The organism is Streptomyces sp. MNU76 (assembly GCF_020982545.1).
Classification (GTDB): domain Bacteria; phylum Actinomycetota; class Actinomycetes; order Streptomycetales; family Streptomycetaceae; genus Streptomyces.
The window spans coordinates 804,505-822,794 of record NZ_JAJKLK010000003.1; the positions used below are offsets into that span (position 1 = coordinate 804,505).

General features: G+C 70.1%; 16 protein-coding genes and 5 pseudogenes. 13 read left to right on the top strand and 8 right to left on the bottom strand.

What is annotated here, in order from left to right:
* Positions 1-469: 469 nt before the first annotated feature.
* The 3 genes and pseudogenes from E4N62_RS09890 to E4N62_RS09900 all read right to left on the bottom strand — a co-directional run bounded on the left by E4N62_RS09890 (position 470) and on the right by E4N62_RS09900 (position 3,227).
* Positions 470-1,972: a recombinase family protein gene (locus E4N62_RS09890; RefSeq protein ID WP_230213560.1), complete on the bottom strand. Its 1,503-nt coding sequence runs from the start codon at positions 1,970-1,972 to the stop codon at positions 470-472.
* A 67-nt stretch (positions 1,973-2,039) separates the two neighbouring features.
* Positions 2,040-2,333 (bottom strand): annotated as a pseudogene (locus tag E4N62_RS09895) (HAD family hydrolase); the annotation flags it as partial.
* 246 nt (positions 2,334-2,579) lie between these two features.
* Entirely contained in the window at positions 2,580-3,227 is a 648-nt protein-coding gene (locus tag E4N62_RS09900) for a TetR/AcrR family transcriptional regulator (RefSeq protein ID WP_230213561.1), read from the bottom strand.
* A gap of 181 nt (positions 3,228-3,408) precedes the next feature.
* Here E4N62_RS09900 and E4N62_RS09905 point away from each other — a divergent pair, with 181 nt between their 5' ends.
* Positions 3,409-4,845 (top strand): MFS transporter, encoded by a 1,437-nt coding sequence (locus E4N62_RS09905; protein WP_230213562.1) that lies wholly within the window; start codon positions 3,409-3,411, stop codon positions 4,843-4,845.
* A gap of 113 nt (positions 4,846-4,958) precedes the next feature.
* Here E4N62_RS09905 and E4N62_RS09910 read toward each other — a convergent pair.
* Positions 4,959-5,180 (bottom strand): annotated as a pseudogene (locus E4N62_RS09910) (four-helix bundle copper-binding protein); the annotation flags it as partial.
* Between the two features lie 147 nt (positions 5,181-5,327).
* Here E4N62_RS09910 and E4N62_RS09915 point away from each other — a divergent pair.
* The 3 genes from E4N62_RS09915 to E4N62_RS09925 all read left to right on the top strand — a co-directional run bounded on the left by E4N62_RS09915 (position 5,328) and on the right by E4N62_RS09925 (position 7,800).
* Complete coding sequence (locus E4N62_RS09915) at positions 5,328-5,840, top strand: hypothetical protein (protein WP_230213563.1); 513 nt, start codon at positions 5,328-5,330, stop codon at positions 5,838-5,840.
* A 96-nt stretch (positions 5,841-5,936) separates the two neighbouring features.
* The gene (locus E4N62_RS09920; RefSeq protein WP_230213564.1) at positions 5,937-7,550 is read left to right on the top strand and encodes a multicopper oxidase family protein; all 1,614 of its coding nucleotides are present in this window, start codon (positions 5,937-5,939) and stop codon (positions 7,548-7,550) included.
* 97 nt (positions 7,551-7,647) lie between these two features.
* Positions 7,648-7,800, top strand: a complete 153-nt coding sequence (locus E4N62_RS09925) for a hypothetical protein (RefSeq protein ID WP_374116961.1) — start codon at positions 7,648-7,650, stop codon at positions 7,798-7,800.
* 531 nt (positions 7,801-8,331) lie between these two features.
* On the opposite strand, the gene E4N62_RS09930 is transcribed toward E4N62_RS09925, so the two are convergent.
* The gene (locus E4N62_RS09930; protein ID WP_230213565.1) at positions 8,332-10,914 is read right to left on the bottom strand and encodes a cation-translocating P-type ATPase; all 2,583 of its coding nucleotides are present in this window, start codon (positions 10,912-10,914) and stop codon (positions 8,332-8,334) included.
* A 360-nt stretch (positions 10,915-11,274) separates the two neighbouring features.
* Here E4N62_RS09930 and E4N62_RS09935 point away from each other — a divergent pair.
* Positions 11,275-11,634 (top strand): annotated as a pseudogene (locus E4N62_RS09935) (DUF5994 family protein); the annotation flags it as partial.
* A gap of 203 nt (positions 11,635-11,837) precedes the next feature.
* On the opposite strand, the gene E4N62_RS09940 reads toward E4N62_RS09935, so the two are convergent.
* The 3 genes and pseudogenes from E4N62_RS09940 to E4N62_RS09950 all read right to left on the bottom strand — a co-directional run.
* Positions 11,838-13,106, bottom strand: a complete 1,269-nt coding sequence (locus E4N62_RS09940) for an ATP-binding protein (protein WP_230213566.1) — start codon at positions 13,104-13,106, stop codon at positions 11,838-11,840.
* A 147-nt stretch (positions 13,107-13,253) separates the two neighbouring features.
* Positions 13,254-13,589: a hypothetical protein gene (locus tag E4N62_RS09945; RefSeq protein ID WP_230213567.1), complete on the bottom strand. Its 336-nt coding sequence runs from the start codon at positions 13,587-13,589 to the stop codon at positions 13,254-13,256.
* A gap of 118 nt (positions 13,590-13,707) precedes the next feature.
* Positions 13,708-14,334 (bottom strand): annotated as a pseudogene (locus tag E4N62_RS09950) (PP2C family protein-serine/threonine phosphatase); the annotation flags it as partial.
* Positions 14,335-14,392: 58 nt separating this feature from the next.
* Here E4N62_RS09950 and E4N62_RS09955 point away from each other — a divergent pair.
* The 8 genes and pseudogenes from E4N62_RS09955 to E4N62_RS09985 all read left to right on the top strand — a co-directional run bounded on the left by E4N62_RS09955 (position 14,393) and on the right by E4N62_RS09985 (position 18,185).
* Positions 14,393-14,698 carry an ATP-binding cassette domain-containing protein gene (locus E4N62_RS09955; RefSeq protein ID WP_374116962.1) on the top strand — a complete coding sequence of 102 codons (306 nt, stop codon included), beginning with the start codon at positions 14,393-14,395 and terminating at the stop codon, positions 14,696-14,698.
* The gene (locus tag E4N62_RS09960; RefSeq protein ID WP_230213568.1) at positions 14,695-14,943 is read left to right on the top strand and encodes a hypothetical protein; all 249 of its coding nucleotides are present in this window, start codon (positions 14,695-14,697) and stop codon (positions 14,941-14,943) included. Before E4N62_RS09955 ends, E4N62_RS09960 begins: the two co-directional genes overlap by 4 nt.
* Before the next feature lie 263 nt (positions 14,944-15,206).
* The gene (locus tag E4N62_RS09965) at positions 15,207-15,701 is read left to right on the top strand and encodes a hypothetical protein (protein WP_230213569.1); all 495 of its coding nucleotides are present in this window, start codon (positions 15,207-15,209) and stop codon (positions 15,699-15,701) included.
* Between the two features lie 162 nt (positions 15,702-15,863).
* Positions 15,864-15,998: a hypothetical protein gene (locus tag E4N62_RS47900; RefSeq protein WP_268269150.1), complete on the top strand. Its 135-nt coding sequence runs from the start codon at positions 15,864-15,866 to the stop codon at positions 15,996-15,998.
* A 153-nt stretch (positions 15,999-16,151) separates the two neighbouring features.
* A complete protein-coding gene (locus tag E4N62_RS09970) occupies positions 16,152-16,382 on the top strand; it encodes a hypothetical protein (protein ID WP_230213570.1) in 231 nt (76 codons plus the stop codon).
* Positions 16,346-16,837: pseudogene (locus E4N62_RS09975) on the top strand (polyprenyl synthetase family protein); the annotation flags it as partial. The gene E4N62_RS09970 and the pseudogene E4N62_RS09975, both read left to right, overlap by 37 nt.
* 104 nt (positions 16,838-16,941) lie before the next feature.
* On the top strand, positions 16,942-17,790 hold the full coding sequence (locus tag E4N62_RS09980) for an IS5 family transposase (RefSeq protein ID WP_308184886.1): 849 nt from the start codon (positions 16,942-16,944) through the stop codon (positions 17,788-17,790).
* Complete coding sequence (locus E4N62_RS09985; RefSeq protein WP_230213572.1) at positions 17,787-18,185, top strand: hypothetical protein; 399 nt, start codon at positions 17,787-17,789, stop codon at positions 18,183-18,185. The genes E4N62_RS09980 and E4N62_RS09985 overlap by 4 nt, the downstream gene beginning before the upstream one ends.
* Positions 18,186-18,290 lie beyond the last annotated feature (105 nt).

The window sequence follows — 18,290 nt, forward strand, 5'->3', positions numbered from 1 at the left end:
TCATGCTTCAACCCGTGTCTATTCGCTTCAACGGGCGCTCGGGCGTATGGAGTTGTGGGCAGGGGTGATTACTCGACCGGGGGCAGGAGTGCCCGGAGCCGTTCTATCTGTTCGGGGGTGAGGGGCGGTGCGCTTTCGACGTCACGCCTGATGCGCTCTGCAAGGGCAAGTGCCCTCAACTCGCGTTGTTCTTCGGTGACATCAGCGTCAGGGTTCTGCCGCCTGCGCCCAGCGATGCGGGCGCGAAGGTGTGCCTTCTCGGGAGAGATGGGCATGGGGGACTCCGGGATATGCCCAGTTACGGGCTAGGAGGTGAGTCCGTGCGCTGCGCGAGGCAGGCGGAAACAGCTTTATCCGGAAGGTGGCCCGAGCGCAAGAAAGCACGTGCGTGTAATTCTCCTGTACGGCCCCCAGGAACGCCGAAGCGCCCCCGTCCCAGGAAAGGGACGGGGGCGCCGTTGGCGGACCGTTACGCGGCCGTACAGCCGTTGCAGGCGGTCTTGTGCAGGTGTGCGCGGTCGGCAGGGTCAACGCGCCTGCCCGGACCAACCGGCATGATGCGCACCTCGCCCAGCACCGAGGGAGCGAGCACCATGCGCGCGACGGCACGCCGTGCCGCCACGGGGGCAGCGGCCCAGCGTCGCGCCACGTCCTTACCAGGCGTGATCATGTCGGCGAGTTGTGCGGGCGCCCGCAGCTTCTGTTCCTCGGCCCGAAGACGCTCGATGTCCTCCGTCAGGGAGTCCACGAGTCGGCCCATGGCGAGCGCCTCGCCCACCGTGGCCGTCTTCGTGCCCTCCGCCTCGCGCCGTTCGCCCTCCAGCCGCTCTCTCTCGGTGCGGATCTCCTCGGCGCGCGCCTCGTCCTCCGGGGCGGCAGTGAACGCCGCGTACACCCGGCTTTCGTCGCCCAGGAACGAAAGGATCTCGCCGGGGCTCTCCTCGGTGCCGATCAGGAGTTCATCAATGCGCGCCTGGGGAACCTGGACGCACCCGTGATCGCGGCACGCGTAACTGGGCACGCCCTTGACCTGTACGGCACGCGTGGGGCCACCGCACTTCCCGCAACGGATGATCCGGGTCAGTTCATACTGTGCGCGGCCGTCCGGGCGCCGCTTCTGGCTCTGCGTCCTGGTCGTCAGCATGCGGACCACTGCCCGGTAGTCCGCCTCTGAGACAAGCCCCTTCCACGTTCCGGGGCGCTCCATGCCATGGTGCGAGCGGATTCCGGCGTACGCGCACTTCACTGCCATGCTCCGCAGGTGCTGCGGCACGAACGGGCGCCCCGACCCGTTGCGGATGCCCCGCTCCGCGAAGTCACGGGCAATGGCGCCCATGGAGTGCCCCGCCTTGATCCGCCGGAACAGTTCACGGACCATGTCCGCCTTACTCAGCCCCGGAACGGCCTCGGTGTCGTCGGCTATCCAGTCCGTGAGCTTCCCCGTGCGCGTGTCGTGCACAGGCACGTAGCCGTAGGGGGCGCGGCCGGTCGGACGGCCGTCCGCAGCATTCGAGGCGGCATTGCGCGCGGTGCGGGTGTGGACCTTGTACGACTCGTACTGAGAGTCAACGGCGTCTTCCTGCAAGCTGCGGACATCGCGGCCGTTGCGCGGGTCGTAGGTGCGTCCATGGCTGGTCACATGAATTAGCTTGCCCTGCTCCTCGCACAACTCGATGAGATACGCCCACTCTGAGACCTTGCGGGACCCACGCGACGACTCCCAGATGATCAGAACGTCGTCGGTGAACGCGCCGGAAGTCAGGTCCTTGACCAGCCGCGCGAAGTCGCCGCGCTGCTTCCGGCTGTACTTGCTGGCCGATATGCCGTCGTCGATGTACGGGGCGGCACTGATCATGATGCGGTGCGTTTCGGCACTGCGGATGTTGTCGGCGTGCTGCTCGTCGCAGCTCTGCCCCTTCTTCTTGCTGACTCGGAGGTACTCGCGGCCGGTGATCTGCTGTGTCGTCGTCATGCATCACAGCATGCCAAAGAGGTTCCCCTTTAGCTGCGTCCCCTTCGCTCGAGCGGGGGACCCCCATGGCGAAAAGCTTCAGGCGTCCGACAAGGACGGCGTGCCCGTCGACGACTCCCTGAACGCCGAGGCCGGGGACGTTCTCGAAGTCCTCGGGCACCGGCAGGCTGCCGGCCCGCTCGATCGCTCCGGCGGCGATGGCCTGGGCGATCGGGTGCTCGGAGGCGTGCTCCAGCGAGCCCGCCAGCCGCAGCAGTTCGAGCTCGTCGACGCCTTCGGCGACGTACACGTCCTGGAGTGTCATCCGGCCGGTGGTGACGGTGCCGGTCTTGTCCAGGACGACGGTGTCGACGCGGCGGGACAAGGGCTTTGGTGAGGGGTGTAGTGGGTGATGAGCGGTGACAGTGGCGGGCAGTCGGCACCGTGATCGCCGCCTCCGGAGCTGTGCGGCGTTCTCGTGGCGTGGCCCGGCCGCGGAGCCGTGGTCGCTCTCGGGCGGCGGGAGGTGCCGCTGCTGCCGGCCGGTACTGTCGGCCTGGCGCTCCGCCTCTCGCTCCGTCCTGGCGTGGGGGCGAAGCGGGCTGAGGGAGGGAAGGCCGCGGTTCCGTTACGTGGGCCGTGGGCTGTAGTGGCTCAGGAACATGTCGACGCCGCTGGTGAGGAGGCGGTCGGTGAGGTCGTCGTCGATATGTGTGCCGTAGGAGCCGAAGACCATATGGGGGAAGGCCAGGAGCGCGTAGAGCTGGATGATGGCCGCCTCCAGATCCGGGATCACCAGTCGGCCCTGGTCCGCCAGGGTGCGCAATGCGTTCGCGACCGCGGGATGGTGCCCCTCGGGCCCGTGCTGCTGCCAGGCCCGGCCCAGCTCGGGAAAGCGCTGCGCCTCGGCGGCCACGAGATTGCGCAGCGCCGCCACCTCGCGATTGGTGCGCACTGAGTGGACCCAGCTGCGTGCGGCGTCGAGGAGGGCCGTGCGGAGGTCCTCGGCCTCCGCCAGCCCTTCGAGAGCGGTCTCCGCACTTCCCGCGAGGGGTTCGTCGAGGGCGCCCGTGATGACCGCGGTGAAGAGGGCTTCCTTGCTGCCGAAGTGGTTGTAGACGGTCACCTTCGACACGCCGGCCTCGGTGGCGATGGCGTCCATGCCGACACCGAAGCCCTCCCGCAGGAACAGCTCGCGTGCGGCTCGCACGATGGCCTGCCGTTTGAGCTCCGCACGGGGGCCGACTGGCGGCTGCTTGGCACTCTCCCTGCTCATGGTCAGGACCCTAGCACCCATCTGAACTGAACAGTTGAGTTCAGATGAACTGAACAGTACAGTTCAAGTGTGCTCACGTTCAGCGTCGGTCATATCCGCGAGGGCCGTCATCACGCGCTCGGCCTCCCCTCGTGCTCATCCTGGCGCCCGCCCATGCGCCACCTGGCCTCAAGGAGCTGCCATGACCCACTCCACTGCCGGTACTCCGCACACGCCGGAACACGCCGCCCCGTCGCCTCCCGACCCGCGCCGCTGGGCCGCCCTCGCGCTGGTCTGCCTGGCCCAGTTCATGCTGATCCTGGACGTCACCGTGGTGAACGTCGCCCTGCCCGACATGGCCGCCGACCTGGACCTCGACCGTGAGACGCTGACCTGGGTCGTCACCGCGTACACCCTCTGCTTCGGCGGTCTGATGCTGCTCGGAGGCCGCCTCGCCGACGCCCTCGGTGCGCGCCGCACCCTGCTCGTCGGACTCGCTGTCTTCACCGTCGCATCCCTCGTCGCCGGACTGGCTGAGAACGCTCCGGTCCTGCTCGGCGGACGCATCGCCCAGGGCATCGGCGCCGCCTTGTTGTCGCCGTCCGCGCTGTCGATCGTCACCACGACCTTCCACGGTGCGGAGCGCAACAAGGCCCTCGGCGTGTGGGCCGCGATCGGCGGGTCCGGTGCCGCGGCCGGTGTCCTGGTCGGCGGGGTGCTGACCGACGGGCCGGGCTGGCAGTGGGTCTTCTACGTCAACGTGCCCGTCGGCCTCCTGGTCCTGACCGCCGTCCCCGTGTATGTGGCGGCCCGGGGACCGCAGCCCGCCCGGCTCGACGTGCCCGGCGCACTGCTGGTCACCGGAGGCACGGGCGCGCTGATCTACGGGCTGGTCGAGGCGGGGGGCTCGGGATGGGTGGATCCCGCCACGCTGGTGCCGCTGGCCGGCGCGGTGGTGGCGTACGTCCTGTTCGCCGTCGCCGAGCGGACGAGCCGGGCCCCGCTGATGGACCTGCGGATGTTCACCCGGCGGCCTGTGCTGGCCGGGGCGTTCCTGATGCTGATGGCGACGGCCCTGCTGATCGCCTTCTTCTTCCTCGGGTCCGTCTACCTCCAGCACCTGCGAGGCTTCAGTCCGTTGAAGACCGGCCTGGTCTTCCTGCCGGTGGCTGTCGCCACCGGCATCGGCGCGCACCTGGGGTCCCGCCTCGTCGGCCGGATCGGCAGCCGCGCCACGGCCGTCGGGGGCATGGTGATCGCGGCTGCCGGAACCGTGCCCCTCACCCGACTGTCGGGTACCGGCAGCGTGTACGGCGGCCTGCTGCCGGGCTTCGTGGTCGCCTCCCTGGGGGTCGGCGCGGTCTTCGTCACCGCCACCACCACCGCGCTCGCCATGGTCGAGCATCGAGAGGCGGGGCTGGCCTCCGGAGTCGTCAACACCTTCCACGAGGTGGGCGGTTCGATCGGCGTGGCGGTCGTCTCCACCGTCGCGGCATCCGGCTTCGAGCGCGGCGCGGTGGGCGGCTTCACCGACGCTTTCACCGTGTGCGCAGTGGCGGGGGCCGTCAGTGCCGCGGTGGCCCTGGGGCTCGTACCGCGCGGCAAGCCGCAGTTGACCGGCGGACCGCACGTGCACTGAGCCGACGCTCGCCGCCAGGCGGGCCGATGGTGCGGCGGCCCGCCGAGGTGTGTAAGGGCCGCCGGATCGGCGTACCGGCGGCCCTGCCTTGTGGGGTGTGGCCGCGCTGGTCGGCCGAGGGCCTGGACGAGGTCGTTGCACGCCTGTTCGCAGGAGCGGCAGGCTTCGGCGCACAGGCGGCAGTGCTCGTGCTGGTCTGCGTGCGCGGAGCATTCGTCGGCGCAGGCTCTGCAGGCGGTGGCGCACGCGGTGAGGGTCGCGCGGGTGATGTCGGCGTCGTAGCCGGTGTGCCGGGAGAGCGCGGCGGCGGTGGCGTTGCCATCATCGGTCGCCTCCTTCGGATCGGTGCCGGAGGGCGGCGGGCCCTGCCGCTTTTCCACTAAAGATGTTCGTAGAACGTTCGCGCAGCCGACCTCATCTCCCGTTTACCCCCGTGGGGTATATTGATCCGGCAGTCCTCTCGACAGGAAGCCCCAGGTGCAGTGACGGCAGTCCCGGCAGCCCTCGCCTCGCGGACTCGCGACCCCCGTGGCGCCGTCCGCTGGACCCGTGCTGCCGCCATCGCCCTGTTCGCCGCGCTGGCCGTACTGATTCACCATGAGGCGACGGCAGCGCCCATGGCCTCGTCGCCGTCGTCCGCCGTGCACGTGATGCCCGGGGGCATGGTGATGGCAGGCAATCCCGCACTGCGGGCCATGGAGATGCCCGGGCACACGCACCGAGACGCGGCCGCGGAGCAGGGGGCCGCGGAGCAGGCGGCCGCTGCGCTCGCCGGACCCGCGGCGGACGGCACCGAGGGCGCGGCATGTGTCGGCATGGCCATGCAGCACTGCGCGCCGGCGAGCGTCGGCGAGTTCACCCTCGTGCCGCCTGCGGCCTCGACGGTGCCGTGGGGCCTCGACGCTTACGGCCCCGCCGCCCTTGGTGCGGTGCCGGCCGGGGCGGTGGGCCGGGCGCCCCCGGATCTGTCCGCTCTCTCTCAGTTGCGCATCTAGGCCGTGCCCAACGGCCTCCTCGCCGCTTTCTCATGCCGAGGAGCCGTCTCCGCACGTGTCGTCCCATGCGTACAGAGAGATTTGAGGTCAATCGATATGAACAGCATCAACCGCCGCTCCGTCCTGCTGGCCGGCCTCGGCGTCGCGGGCACGGGCGCGCTCGCCGCCTGCAGCGCCGGCTCAGGCAGTACGCCTTCCCTGGTCAGCCCCTCCGGCTCGGCGGTCGCTGCCGCAGAGAAGAAGCGCCCCAGCACCGGCAACGTGCGTAACGTGACCCTGACCGCCGCGCCCGCCACGCTCGACCTGGGCGGTGGTGTCATGGCCAAGAGCTGGGCCTTCAGCGGCCGGACCCCGGGCAAGGAGATCCGGCTGTCCGTCGGCGACACGCTGGCCGCCGAACTCTCCAACCAGCTGCCGAACAGGACCACCACGTCCATCCACTGGCACGGCCTCTCCCTGCGCAGCGACATGGACGGCGTGCCCCCGGTCACCCAGCAGGCGGTGCGGGCGGGCTCCACCTTCACCTACCGCTTCCTCACCGACGCCCCCGGCACCTACTTCTTCCATCCCCATGTCGGTGTTCAGCTCGACCGGGGCCTGTACGCGCCGCTGATCGTCGAGGACCCGAAGGAGCCGCTGTCGTACGACGACGAGTGGGTCGTCGTCCTGGACGACTGGGTCGACGGTGTCACCGGCACGCCCGACGAGGTTCTCGCCGAGCTGAGGCAGGGCATGGGCGCCATGGACATGGGGGACGGCTCCGGATCCGGCAGCGGCCACGGTGGCCATGACATGGGGGACATGGAGGGGATGGACATGGGCGACGGTTCCGCCTCTCCGTCCGCCTCGTCCTCGTCCGGCGGGATGTCCATGAGGTTCATGCTGATGGGCGCCGAGAGCGAGCTGCTCGGCGGCGACGCCGGTGATGTGAAGTACGCGTACCACCTGGTCAACGGACGCGTCCCCGCGGACCCGGACGTCTACCGGGGCGAGCCCGGCAAGCGTGTACGGCTGCGGATCATCAACGCGGGCGGCGACACCGCGTACCGGGTGGCGCTCGGCGGCCACAAGCTGACGATCACCCACACCGACGGCTTCCCGGTCGAGCACCAGCAGGTCGACGCCCTGCTGATCGGCATGGGCGAGCGCTACGACATCCTGGTGACCCTCGGCGACGGCGTCTTCCCGCTGGTCGCCGAGGCAGAGGGCAAGGACACCGGCGGTATGGCCCTGGTCCGTACCGGATCCGGCAGCGCGCCGCAGCCGTCCGTCCGGCCGAAGGAACTGAACGGCAGGATCCTGACCGCCTCCCAACTGAAGGCGGCGGACGACGTCCGGCTCGCGTCGAAGAAGGCGGACCGGGTGCACCGCATCGAGCTGACCGGCGGCATGGACACATACAACTGGGCCATCAACGGCAGGGCGTTCGACATGGACGACCCGTCCGCGAACCCCGTCCTCGTCGAGGAGGGCCGGCGGGTCCGGCTGGACTTCGTCAACACGACGGAGATGTGGCATCCGATGCATCTGCACGGCCACACCTACCAGCTCGCAGGTGGCGGCCCGCGCAAGGACACCGCCATCGTGCTTCCGAAGAAGACGCTGTCGGTGGAGTTCGACGCGGACAACCCCGGCCAGTGGATGCTCCACTGCCACAACGCGTATCACGGCGAGGCCGGGATGATGGCGCTGGTGGCCTACCAGGCGTGAACGCCGGCCGTCTCGCGTGCCGGCCGGTCCGCCGGCCGGCACAGGGCGGGTAGGCCCGGAACGCGGCTGATCGCTGCGAACGAAGCGGCGTGGCTTTGTGCACCGACTTTCGGTTTTCGCCGGCCGCTTCTTCGCGACCCGCCCCCTCGTTGCCAAAGCCCTCGCTCGGTGGGGGCACATCCTGCTGCCGCTGGTCCTGATCGCCCTCGGCCTGCTCATCCTCATCGAAGGCGGCGCTTTCGGGCTGTGAAGCACCTGGGACACGCAGGCGCGGGTGCTTCGGCGTCGTGCGTCGGTGCCGATTCCGGCCGTTCGGGTCCGAGATCAGGGGCGGGTGGCCGCGTAGAAAGGCATGTAGTCGTAGGAGTCCGGTCCGGTCGACCCCCACTCGTACGGCTTGCCGAGCTGGGCGTAGGCGAACTCGATGGCGGGGCGGGCGCGTCCGCCGGCGGGGCCGTTGTACGTGGCCGAGCTGTCGCTGGTGCCGGCGGCCCGGTCGGCCTCGGCTTCCTTCTCCCCGAGCTGTGCCCGCTGCTCGGCGGTGAGGCTGTTCAGCGATCACCCGCACCGTCGCCGGCCGCTGCCACCGCCACGGGCGGTCCATGATCTCTGCCACGAGGTCCCCAGCCGCCGCATGCCGTCGCTCCCTTTCGCTGCACTACGCAGCCCCATAGGAGAAGCTTCATCAGCGGCCCCATGCCCGCGTCCGCGGCTGGGACACCTGCGCTCTCGCGGGAGTTGGGATCGGCAGGGAAGGGCCGTCGAGCGTTCGCTGCGCGGGTCAGGCGGCTCGGCGGACGGGCTCGTCGGCGCTGCCGGCGGCTGGTGCCGGCGGGGCGGGAACGGGGCCGGGAAGAGCGATCGGCAGGCGCAGGCGTTTCAGCGCGAGTGCGTTCACGGCCACAATGACGCTGGAGCCGGACATGGACAGGGCGGCGATCTCGGGCCGGAGGACCAGGCCGAAGGCGGGTTCGAACACCCCGGCGGCGATCGGCAGAGCGAGGGCGTTGTAGCCGATGGCCCAGCCCAGGTTCTGGCGCATCTTGCGCAGGGTGCCGCGGCCGATGCGCAGGGCGGTGGGCACGTCCAGCGGGTCGGAGTGCATCAGGACCAGGTCGGCGGTCTCGATGGCGACGTCGGTGCCCGCGCCGATGGCGATGCCGAGGTCGGCCCGGGCCAGGGCCGGGGCGTCGTTGACGCCGTCGCCGACCATGGCGACCGTGCGGCCGGTGGCCTGGAGTTCGGCGACCTTGGCGGCCTTGTCGCCCGGCAGGACCTCGGCGATCACCGTGTCGATGCCCAGCTGCTCGGCGATCCGCTCGGCGGTAGCCCGGTTGTCGCCGGTGAGCATGACCACTTCGACGCCGAGGGCGTGCAGCTCGGCCACGGCGGTGGCGGAGGTCTCCCGGGGTGCGTCGGCGATGCCGATCAGGCCGGCAGCTCGCCCGTCGACGGCGGCGATCACGACCGTACGGCCGGTGGCGGCCAACTCCTCCCGCTTCGCCGCTAGTTCCGTCAGGTCGACGTTCTCACGTTCGGCCAGACGGCGGTTGCCGACCACGATCCGGTGGCCGGACACGGTGGCGATGGCTCCGTGACCGGGGACGCTCTCGAAGCCCGCCGCGAGTTCCGTCACGCGCTGTGTCGCCTCCGCATGGCGTACGACGGCTTCGGCGAGCGGGTGTTCGGACTCCCGCTCCACCGCCGCGACCAGGCGCAGCAGCTCGCCTTCGTGGAAGCCGCGAGCGGTGACCACGTCGGTGACTTCCGGCTCGCCCTGGGTGAGCGTGCCGGTCTTGTCCATGACGACGGTCTGGATGCGGGCGGAGGTCTCCAGCCCCATGGCATTCTTGAACAGCACGCCGCGCTTGGCGCCCAGACCGGTGCCCACCATGATCGCGGTGGGCGTGGCCAGCCCGAGCGCGTCCGGGCAGGTGATGACCACGACCGTGATGGCGAACAGCATGGCGGCACCGAGGGAGCGGTCGGTGGCCAGCAGCCAGACGGCCAGCGTCGCGGCCCCGCCGATCAGCGCGACGAGGACCAGCCAGAACGCCGCCCGGTCCGCGAGCCGCTGTCCCGGGGCCTTGGAGTTCTGGGCCTGCTGGACCAGCTTGACGATCTGGGCCAGGGCGGTGTCCGTGCCGACCTTCGTCGCCCGCACGCGCAGCGTGCCGTTGGCGTTGATGGTGGCACCCACGACCTGCGAGCCCGGCTCCTTGTGCACGGGCAGACTCTCGCCCGTGACCATCGACTCGTCGACCTCGCTGCTGCCCTCCTCGACCACGCCGTCGACGGCGATCTTCGCGCCGGGGCGGACCAGCAGCAGGTCGCCGACGACCACCTCGGCGGTGGGCACCTCGACCGGCTCGCCGTCGCGCAGCACGAGCGCCTTGGGCGGGGCCAGGTCGAGGAGGGCGCGGATGGCGTCGTTGGCGCCGCCGCGGGCACGCATCTCGAACCAGTGGCCGAGCAGGACGAAGGAGGTCAGCACGGTGGCCGCCTCGTAGAAGACGTCTCCGCCGCCGGTGAGCGTGACGATCAGGGAGTACAGCCAGCCGGAGCCCACGGCGACCGCCACCAGCACCATCATGTCCAGGGTGCGGGCCCGCAGGGCCCGTAGCGCACCGTCGAAGAAGATCACGCACGAGTAGAAGATCACCGGAAGGCTCAGCAGCAGCGCCCACACGTCCTCGCGCAGCCCGAACGGGACGGGCACGTCCAGGTGGAAGACGTCCTCGCCGATCGGCGACCAGATCACGATGGGGATCGAGAACACCGCCGCGACCAGGAAGCGGTTGCGCATGTCGGCCACCATGGCCGCCATCGACATGGCGCCGTGCCCGCCGTGGCCCATCACCTCGTGGGGCGAGGGCGTCGCTTCCTCGTGCTCGTGGGCGGCGTGGTCCGCGGGCGCGGCCGGTTCGTGGACGTGAGGCGCGGCTGTCGTCTCGGGCCGCGCGGTCGCGTGGCCCGCGTGCACGCCCGGCGGCGGTGCGCTCGGTGCCGTTGCGGTCGGGGCGGGCGGATCCGGCTCGGCCATCGGATCGCAGACATGGGCCGGGACGGACTGACCCGCGCAGTGCAGGCCGCACTCCTGCACCCGGTCGCGCAGCTCCGCCAGGGACGTGCGCCTTGGGTCGAAGACCACCGTCGCCGTCTGCGCCACCGGGTTTGCCTCGACATCGAGCACGCCGGGCCGTCGCCCCAGGACGGCGGTGACAGCGCTCTGCTGGGAGGCCCAGTTGAGACCCCGTACGTCCAGCACCGCGGTACTGCATCCCTTGGGAGCACGGGCGTACCGGGGCTCGGAGGGGCTGGCGTGACCCTCATGGCCTTGGTGTTCCGTGTGATGGTCGTGCACGGTCACTTCTCCTTCGCAGGGCGGGTAGTGGCACCCTCCCAAGGTCGAGGGATGCGTCACGGACCGGCGAGGGCGGTCAGGATCCGGGCCGCCTGGACGCCGGTCAGAGTGGTGGGAGGCGTGCATCAGTGGCCCTTCGGGTTGGGGCACCCATATGTCGACGGTGCGCGCGAGGAGGGCCGGCAGCAACACAACGGCGGCTTTGCCTCGGCGGCACCGGTGGCGTCGGGGACGGGGAGGCGTGGTCCGTGGGAAGAACGAGTCCTCCTGGAGTTCGCGGAGGCGGTGGTCAGCTGGTGGCCGTCGGTGTGCCGCTGGGGGTGCCGCCGAAGGCGTCGGCGAACGCGTGCACCAGGGCGGTGGCGGTGTAGCCGACTCCCCAGAGCCCCCAGGCCGCGGCTGGTGCGTCGGTCCGCGTTGACCGAGCATCTCGGGCCCATCACCCGTGTCGGTCTGGACGGCAGTGCCTGGGACGGACTGCCGACCCGGGTGATGGTGGACGGCGGAGTCGTGCACATCGATTCCTTCCCGGTCGGTGACGACACCGTCCTCATCACCCGAGGCGAAGGGGACCTTTTCTCTCTGTTGCTGGTCCCTCCGGACACGTCGCCCGACGCGGCACGCGGCGCCATGGCCCGGGCCGTACGGGTGGACAACGTCACCGAGGCCAGGCAGATCCTCATCGACACGGGCGGCGACACGCCGTCTCTGCCGGCCTGACACATCCATCGCGGATCGACTCCCCGTCGGCCCGGACGCTAGGGGGTGTTTCGAAAGTCCTGTGCGGTGCCCGCGGTGTCCGGTGCGTGCTCTCGGCGTGCCGGACGAAAGCCCTCGTACTGGGTGTACTTGGGGTTTCGGCCGGTGCGGCGAGAGTGCGTGCCGGGCGCCGTGGGTGCTGTGCGGGACTTTCGAAACACCCCCTAGATGCGGGCGAACTTGTCCGTCTGCTGGGCGAATTCCTGGGCCATGGCGGCGCTGACCGTGGGCCTGGTGTCGCCGATCGTGTCCAGATAGTCGTCGGTGGTGGGGGTGGTCCGGGTTCCGGTATCGAAGGTGCGCTCGAACTGGGCCTGCGAGACGGTGCGCGCCGCGTGGGCGATGTCGGCGGGGGTGAACCCCTCGCTGGCGGACGCGAGTACCGCGCTGTCGGCCCGCGCCCCCGCTCGGGCCAGGTAGCTCTCCCACAGCGCGGTCCTGGCGGTGTGGTCGGGAGGGCCGATCGGCAGCACGTAGTCGAAGCGGCCGTGCCGCAGGAACGCGGAGTCGAGCGTGGTCACGTTGTTCGTGGCGCAGACGAGGAGCCGCCCGTCCTGCCTTCGGAACCGGATGATCGCCTTGAGCAGCTCGTTCACGACGCCGACCGCAGTCGCGTCCGCGCCGCCACGTTCGCCGGCGACCTCCTCGACCTCGTCGATGAAGACGAGGACGTGGTCCAGCCCGGCGATCTCGTCGAAGCGCCGGTTCAGCCCGGTCGCCAGGCCGTACTCGGCGGCCAGACGGGCGGGGAACAGTTCGAGGAAGGGCCATCCCAGACGGCTGGCGATCGCGTGCGCGAACGTGCTCTTGCCTGTCCCGGGCGGGCCGAACAGCATCACCGCCCGTGGCAGTTCCACTCCGTGCTGGGCGGCCAGTTCGGGATGGGCCAGCGGCAGGACCAGGCGCCGCTCGATGAGCCGCTTCTCGTTCTGCATGCCCGCGACCTTCTCCCACAACCCCCCGGGTGGCAACTCGGCCCCGAGCGAGGAGAGCATGCCGACGGACTGCGGGGTCACCGGCCCCTGCTTCTGAAAAAAGACCAGGCCCGAGCGGGCGCCGAAGTCACAGTTGCGCAGAGCGGTGGCACCGGTCTCTCCCTCGGGCAGGACCGCGTGCACCGCCCGGACGCCGTCAGCGAAGAGCCGTTGCTCAAGGGCTGTGACCAGAGCACTGCCCAGCCCGCGCTGCCGCCAGCCGGGCGCCATGCAGATGCGCAGAATCCATGCCCGCTCACCCTCCACCGTGCTCACCGCGGCGCCGATCAGCACGTCGTCGGCCGTGGCCACCACAGCCGGGTGGCGGGCCTGGAGAGCCGTCACGGCGTCCGAGAGCGGGAAGAGCGGCGGCTCCTCGGTCGTGCCGCTCTCCATGTCGACGCGGACCACCGCCTCGAGATCGTCTTGGGCGTAGTCCCTGACCCGCCAACCCGCCATGATCAGCTCCGCGTGTTCGGCCGTACTCCCATCATCAGCCGATGCACGCAGGACGCGCGCGACAGGCATCGGCCACGAGGCCGTCCCGGTGGCACGGACCGCTCGCCCGCCCCATCACCGCGGGATGCAGTGATGGTGGCAGTCGGGTCACGCCGCGGTGTCGGGCGCGGCTGCCGCGGTTTCCCGGGCGAGGAAGGAGCCGAGCTCGCCGATCGTGCTCATGAGGGGGGCCGGGAAGACGACGGTGGTGTTCTGGTCGACACCGATCTCCACCAGGCGCTGCAGATTGCGCGGTTGAAGCGCCAGGGGGTGGGCCATCATGGTGTCCGAGGCGTCACCAAGCGCGGCTGCGGCCAGCGACTCGCCCTCCGCGTTGATGATCTTCGCCCGCTTCTTCCGCTCGGCCTCGGCCCGGCGGGCCATGGCGCGCTTCATGGTGCCGGGCAGCTGGATGTCCTTGAGCTCGACCAGCGTGACCTGCACACCCCGGTCGGAGCGGTTTCGACAGCCGGCAGGCTGCCGATGTATCCGCCACGTCACCCGGCGCACCAGTCGCCGAGCCGAACGGACCGGCACCGGCGTGCCGGCTCTCGGGCGTCGGTCACGGCTCTCGCCTCCTGCGGCCGGCCGAGGCTTGCTGCGTGTCCGCGCCGGAGCTGACGTGCCGCTGGGTCTGCTGGGGGCCGTGCCAGTCCAGGCACATCGCGGTCGCATCGTCTTCGAGACGGCCGCCGGCGGCCTTCAGGACCGCGGACGTCAGCGTCAGCGCGGTCTCCCGCGGGTGCAGGCCCCGGGTCTGCTCCAGCAGGGCGAGCAGGTCGACCTTCTCCCCGTGACGTTCGAGCATGCCGTCGGTCATCATGAGCAGGCGGTCGCAAGGGCGGAGGTCGACTTCCTGCACGCGGTAGGGATGCGGCACGCGTACGGACAGACCGAAGGGGTGGTCCACCTCACAGGTGAGCACCTCCGCAGTCCCCCCGCGCAGTCGCAGGGGCCAGGGGTGACCGGCGTTGACGAGCCGGGCCTGCCCGGTGTGAAGGTCGATGCGCAGCAACTGCCCGGTGGCGTGGCCCCGGCCGTGGTCGGCCAGGGCCTGGTCGGCCAGGTGGGCCTGCTCGGCCAGGTCGGCTCCGGCACGGCGGGCACCGCGCAGGGCGCCCACGAGGACCGTGGCGGCCAGCGCGGCGTCGATGTCGTGGCCCATGGGATCGGTCACCGACAGGTGCAGCAGTCCCTTCTTCCGGGCGGCGTTCCGTCTCGACAGCCTCAGCTTTGCGAGGGAGGTCATGGACGTGCTCGGATTCGCCGAATACCTGGACGAGCGGGCCGGCGTCCTCAGCGGAGGGACGCGGCAGAAGCTCAACGTGACGCTGGCGTTGATGCACGACCCGCAGGTGCTGCTGCTGGATGAGCCCTATCAGGGCTTCGACTGGGACACCTACCTGCGGTTCTGGGAGCTTGCATCCCGGTTGCGCGAGCGGGGGCGTTCAGTTCTCGTGGTCTCTCATCTCGCCTACGACACCGCGCCCTTGGACGAGTTGTGGCGCCTGGACGGCGGTCGTCTCCAGGCGCACGGGAGGGAAGCGGCATGAGGGAGCAGGTGATGCTGCTGTTCACGGCCACGCGGTACGCGGTGGCCGAGCACGCCCGTAACCGATTCGCAGCGGTGCTCATCGCGATTTTCCTTCCCGTGTGGACGCCTCTGGCGTATGTGTCGATGCCGGACAGACCGGTGCGGGTGCGGCTGCAGGCCACGGGGGAGGTCCTGGCGCCTCACGGCAACGAGCTCACCGCGGTCAGAACCTGTCTTTCAACCTGCCCAGTGTGGAAGGGGTGACCAGAGGGGCGACTGACCCCGTGACGGCTGAGTGCGGGACGTTACTTTCAAGCTTCGCTACTGGTCAATTTTCAGCCGTCGCCGACTTGCTTCATGTCGTAGTCCTCCTCCAAGGCCATACGGCATCCCGAGCCGGAGACAGCCGAGTAGCCGGACGAGTGCGACAGGCCATCACAGGAAGGTCACTGCTTCCCCAGGTAGCGGACACATCATCTCCCCGGCAGTACCGTCATCCCCTCCATATCCGCCCACCGGGGGACGAGATGACCAACCCGTACATGTGGCCGCCCAGACCGCAGCCGCCGCGACTGACCCCGACATGGGCGCGCAAGAGGTACGTCCTGCCCGCACTCGGCATCGCGTTCGTTCTCGGCATCTACCTCGGCGTCGTCCTCGGCCTCGTCGCCGGAGGCAGCAGCGACGGCACCACGACCGACGATGCGAAACCCGTGGCGGCCAGCCCTGGCCCGACCGTCACCGTGACGGCGAAGGCGGAGGTGAAGCCCGCGCCCACGGTCACCGCGACGAAGACAGTGGAGGTGACCGTCACTGCGCCGCCCGCGGAAGGCAGCGGCGACGACTCCGGCGGTGGCGGGACAAGCGGCGGGAGCAGCTCTGGCGGCCAGACGGGTGTCCAGTTCGGATACGCCTGCTCCCCCGTCGGCGCTCTCGGCACCGCAGAAGACGGACGGCCCGCCAAATGTTTCAAGGGCAAAGACGGCCGGGCTCGGTGGGGCTATGACTCGAACCGTGGATAGATTCTCGGGAACCGACGTCCTGCCTGACCAACGGCACGGCCGTCAGCCGGGCAGGAGGTCAGGCCGCCTGCGCCAGGTAGTACGGGGTGTTGTCGCGCCGTTCGGCGGGGTGGGTTCTCGGCGCCGGACGACCTTGTACTGGCCGCTGCGCGTGACGCCGCGGTGCTGGTCACCGTGCTCATCACCTACCGGCACGCCGCCGAGCGCATGGAGCGCGAGCTGCCCGAGGACTTTCTCCAGCTCGCATCGGCCGCCTTGCGGGCCTGCGAGAAGCGCCTTCGCGGCCTGAGTGATTGAGGATCCGTCAGAGCCCCTCCTTGGCCTGCAGAAGGTAAAAGCTGTGGCCGGTGGTTGCTCTGATCTCCCTTCAGCAGGATGCTGCGGAGGAGGCCGAGGCTTGTCGCCGGCGGAGGGAGTGTCGGCGTCCCGTGCTGAGGGGTGGTGGGCGCTATGCCCACGAGCACGAAGGTCGGGAGCGTTTCCCGGGCGCGGTACGAGGAGATCATCGCCGAGGACCGGAAGCTCGTCGAGGTCGATACGGAGATCCAGTTCAAAATCGGTGACCATGCTTTGGAGATCGAGCCGATGCGGCCGCACGGCGGCTCGTTACCGGCCGCCGGTGAGGAACTGCTCGGGGTGCGGGAGTGGCATGCGGGGGAAAGCGGCTGCGTCCAGTCCTGAGTGTCCTGGGCTGGCAGGCCGCACAGCCGAAGCGGGACGTGCCCGCGCCGGTGCTGAAAACAGCTGCCGCCCTGGAGCTGTTCCATGCCTTCGCGCTCATCCACGACGATGTCATGGACGACAGTGACATGCGCCGCGGCCGCCCGAGTGTGCACCGGGCCATGGCACTTCGCCACGAGGCAGCCGATGGGCCCACGCCGGGGCGGGTGGGAATCGGTACCGCGATCCTCGCCGGAGATCTGGCCCTGGTCTGGTCGGACGAACTCCCGCACACCGCTGGTCTGCAACCGGCGCAGCTGGCCGCCGTTCTCCCGCTCATCGACGTGATGCGCACGGAGATCGTCTGCGGGCAGTACCTCGACATCACTGCCGCCGGGCGGCCCAACGCCACCGTGGAGGTGGCACTGCAGGTGGCGCGCTACAAGACGGCGAAGTACACCTTCGAGCGGCCTCTGAGTGGGCGGTTCGTGAGTCTTTGAGCGGATCTGCTGTCGCCTGATGGTGTGGCGGCAGGGCGGAATCTGCCGGTCCGCGGCTGTTGATCTGGTGGTGTGACCGGGTGAGTGAACGCAAGCCGTACCCGAGTGACTTATCGGACGAGCAATGGTCGTTGATCGAACCGGTGATCACCGCGTGGAAGGCCCGGCACCGCTCGGTCAGCGGCCACCAGGGCAAGTACGCGATGCGGGAGATCGTGAACGCGATCCTCTACCAGGGCCGGACCGGCTGCCAGTGGGCCTATCTCCCGCACGACCTGCCGCAGAAGAGCGCGACGTACTACTACTTCGCCGCCTGGCGGGACGACGGAACCGACCAGGTCATCCACGAACTCCTGCGCTGCCAGGTCCGGGAGAGTGCCCGCCGATTAGAGGACCCGACCCTGGTGGTCCTGGACACCCAGAGTGTCCACGTGGCCGCCGGGGTCCCCGCCTCCACAACCGGCCACGACCCGGCCAAGCGGGTGCCGGGCCGCAAGCGGGGCCTGGCCGTGGACGTCCTCGGCCTGGTCATCGCAGTCGTCGTCCTCGCCGCGAACGCCCACGACAACGCCGCGGGCAGCATCCTGCTGGACCAGGTCGCCGAACACGCCGGCGGAAGTGTCCGCAAGGCCCTGGTCGACCAGGGCTTCAAGAACCAGGTCGTCGCGCACGGCGCCGGCCTGGGGATCGACGTCGAGATCGTCGAACGCGACCCGCAGGTCAAAGGGTTCGTGCCGCAGCCGAAGCGGTGGAGGGTCGAGCAGACCTACGGGATCCTGATACTGCACCGGCGCCTGGTCCGTGACTACGAGCACCGCCCCTCCTCCTCCGCCTCCCGCGTCTACTGGGCGATGACCCACGTCATGACCCGACGCCTCACCGGCGCGAACGCCCCCACCTGGCGCGAGGCGCAGGCGGCGGCAGCGTGAACATCCAGCCCCTGCTCGACGCCCTGGGCCTCCAGGAAGACGCCGCCCGGGCCCACGCGGACGACCTCCGCGCACAGATCGACGACCTACAGACCCGGTTGCGGGAGGCCGAGACGCACCTGGAGCACCTCGCGATCACCCGCACGACCGTCACCGCCCTCGCCGACCGGCTCCCCGCATCGCCGCCGGACCTGCCCGAGCACCCGGACTACCCCCGCATCCTCGCCGCGTTCAACCACACGACCGGACCGCTACGGGCCAAGGACGTCTGCGAAGCCCTCGGCCACGAACTGCTGCCGAAGCACGTCGAAGGCACCCGCGCCAAGCTGAAACGCCTGGTCAGACTCGGCATCCTCACCGAGGCCGACACCGGCAACTTCGCCAGAAAGCAATAGCCGACGGAACCTCCACCAGCGACCTCGCACCAACCTCAGCCGGAAACAGACATCAGCTCACGAACCGCCCACTGAGAGCATCCGGCTACGGCCAAGCCTTCTACC

What these genes read in the sequence shown, in the direction of transcription:
- E4N62_RS09970 (WP_230213570.1), top strand. Translation starts at nt 16,152, where the DNA reads ATGCCCACGAGCACGAAGGTCGGGAGCGTTTCCCGGGCGCGGTACGAG.
- E4N62_RS09900 (WP_230213561.1), bottom strand. Translation starts at nt 3,227, where the DNA reads ATGAGCAGGGAGAGTGCCAAGCAGCCGCCAGTCGGCCCCCGTGCGGAG.
- E4N62_RS09960 (WP_230213568.1), top strand. Translation starts at nt 14,695, where the DNA reads ATGAGGGAGCAGGTGATGCTGCTGTTCACGGCCACGCGGTACGCGGTG.
- E4N62_RS09965 (WP_230213569.1), top strand. Translation starts at nt 15,207, where the DNA reads ATGACCAACCCGTACATGTGGCCGCCCAGACCGCAGCCGCCGCGACTG.
- E4N62_RS09905 (WP_230213562.1), top strand. Translation starts at nt 3,409, where the DNA reads ATGACCCACTCCACTGCCGGTACTCCGCACACGCCGGAACACGCCGCC.
- E4N62_RS09940 (WP_230213566.1), bottom strand. Translation starts at nt 13,106, where the DNA reads ATGGCGGGTTGGCGGGTCAGGGACTACGCCCAAGACGATCTCGAGGCG.
- E4N62_RS09955 (WP_374116962.1), top strand. Translation starts at nt 14,393, where the DNA reads ATGGACGTGCTCGGATTCGCCGAATACCTGGACGAGCGGGCCGGCGTC.
- E4N62_RS09890 (WP_230213560.1), bottom strand. Translation starts at nt 1,972, where the DNA reads ATGACGACGACACAGCAGATCACCGGCCGCGAGTACCTCCGAGTCAGC.
- E4N62_RS09920 (WP_230213564.1), top strand. Translation starts at nt 5,937, where the DNA reads ATGAACAGCATCAACCGCCGCTCCGTCCTGCTGGCCGGCCTCGGCGTC.